1 protein-coding gene is annotated in these 1,122 nt (G+C 62.9%); it reads right to left on the bottom strand.

All coding sequences use genetic code 11. The annotated features are described in order from the left end of the window. The coding region (locus tag A2I95_RS41035; protein ID WP_291738031.1) for a tetratricopeptide repeat protein at positions 1-1,122 on the bottom strand (1,122 nt) is incomplete at both ends.

Raw genomic sequence — 1,122 nt, 5'->3', positions numbered from 1 at the left:
CGCGTCAAGCTGTCCTGCGCGCAGGCCAGCATCAATGGTAATGCGTTCGAAAACATCGCGTTGCGCGTGGCTGCCGCCGGCCAGCTGCATGCTGCCGCGGGCCGCGGACAAATGGTTGAAAGCGGATTTGTAATTGCCGTCGCCAAAGGCTTCAAGGCCATCGGCGGCAGCACAGCCAGGATTGCCCATGCGTTCGCAGGCCTCAGACCCGCCCTGTTCGGCGTCGGCGTGAATGCGCTGAACCAGCTTGTGGGCGTCTTCCTTGCGGTGGCCGGTAAGGGCCAGAAGATAGTGCAGATCGGCAAAAATCAGGCTGCCGTCTTCGGTGCGGTTGGCACAGAGTTCCGACAGCTCCTCCCAGCGGGTGCCGGCATTGACGCCTTCCAGCTCCAGTCGCGCCAGCAGCGAAGTGGCATTGGAGATGTCGCGGTAATCGTCGGTCTTGTCTTTGCGCACTTCGGTATCATACAGCGCCAATGCTTCGTCCATCTGGCCCAGGTCCAGATGCATCAGCGCCTTGTGCCACCAGACGTGATAGCGGAAGTTGTTGCAGTGCGCCCAGGCCTCTTCGCGGCCGTGCAGCCACTCCAGCCCTGATTTGGCATTGCCGGTCATGTCATGCACATGCGCCACCGCATGCAGGCCCCAGGCATCATCCGGCGCCATCCAAAGCGCTTGACGGCCGGCATTGGCCGCGCGTTCAAACTCGCCGGTTTCCTCCAGCGCAAAGGAGTGGCAGCCCAACAGATAACCGCGGCCCGCGTGGTCGGGCGCATAGGCCGGCATCACCCGTTCAACGGATGCGCGCATGCCATCAGGATCGCCAAGGATAAAGCGGATGCCATGGCTGAGCTTCATTGCCAGGGTGTCCTGCGGGAAGATGTCCAGCACCTCCTCCATCCGGCGGATGGCCTGGCTGGGGCGGCCTGCCAGCCAGTTTTCCAGCGCATCGACATATTTGCGTTCCCGCGGCAGGGCACCTTCGTACTGCGCTTTGGCATCGCGCAGGGCTTCCTGCGCTGTGGGAAGCAGCTCCCGGCGGCCCAGCATCAATAGGGACAATCCTTTGATCGCATGGGCCAGGGCAAACTCCGGCGCCGATTTCAGCACCGCGCCCAGGTG

Source organism: Leisingera sp. F5, from assembly GCF_001593695.1.
Note: the sequence above shows the minus strand (reverse complement) of the source record. Positions and strands in the feature narration are given on the sequence as shown.